Here is a 1,091-nt window from a genome sequence, read left to right on the forward strand (position 1 = left end):
GCAGGCTGTGGCTCGTCGAGCTCGGGCGGTTCCACCGCCGGTGCGACCGGTGCGGCCACGAACAAGACGATCACTGTCGGTGTCATTGCCGACATGACCGGTGCCGCGGCCTCCGGCAACAAGTCTGTTGTCGAAGGCGTCAAGGCCGGGACGTACTACGCGTCCCGCAACGGGTACACGATCAAGTACATCGTCGGTGACACCGCGACGAACCCGGCGACCGCGCTTGCGGTCGCGCAGAAGTTCGTCACGCAGGACCACGTCTTCGCGGTCCTCGCCAACTCCTCTCTTTTGTTCGCGGCCGCGCCCTACCTGACCGCGCACAACGTGCCGGTCATCGGCGCCGCCGAGGACGGTCCCGAGTGGATCACGTCGAAGAACATGTACTCGATCTTCGGCGCGCTCCAGACCACCAAGGTCGCGACGACCATGGGCAAGTTCTTCAAGATGCAGGGCGTCACCAACCTCGGCGTCGCCGCCTACTCCCTCCCGATCGCCTCCGAGTCCGGCGCCGCCGCCGCGGCCTCGGCCGAGGCTGCTGGGATCAAGGTCGGCTACCTGAACGCGAAGGTCACCCTCGGCTCCGACGTCGCGCCGATCGTGCTCGCGATGAAGAACGCCAAGGTCGACGGAATCGTCATGCAGATGGACCCGGACACGGCGTTCGGAATCATCAAGGGCCTGCGTGACCAGGGCGTCAACCTGAAGGCCGCGCTGCTGCCCACCGGCTACGGCGGTGACCTGCTCCAGGCCGGTCCGGGCGCGCTCGCCGCGGCCCAGAACGTCTACTTCCTCTCCGGCTACGAGCTGATGGAGATGGGGACGCCCGCGACCAAGTCGTTCGCGGCCGACCTGAAGAGCGCGGGCGTCAACGGCGTCCCCGCCTACGGCATGTACAACGGGTACATCTCGGTCGGCCTGCTCGTCCAGGGCCTCAAGGCCGCCGGAACGAACCCGACCTCGGCCTCGCTCCTGACGGCCCTCTCCGGTATCCGTGACTTCACTGCCCTTGGCCTCTACGGCAGCCACAAGCTCGACATCAACGACCGCGAGAACATCGTGGCCGGCGCCGACAACTGCCAGTGGATCGC

1 protein-coding gene is annotated in these 1,091 nt (G+C 66.9%); it reads left to right on the forward strand.

Annotation, left to right across the window (positions count from 1 at the left end):
• On the forward strand, positions 1 to 1,091 hold a 1,091-nt coding region (locus I6A60_RS41080; protein WP_203017594.1), incomplete at both ends, for an ABC transporter substrate-binding protein.

The sequence above is a fragment of the Frankia sp. AgB1.9 genome, assembly GCF_016786355.1.
Lineage (GTDB): Bacteria > Actinomycetota > Actinomycetes > Frankiales > Frankiaceae > Pseudofrankia.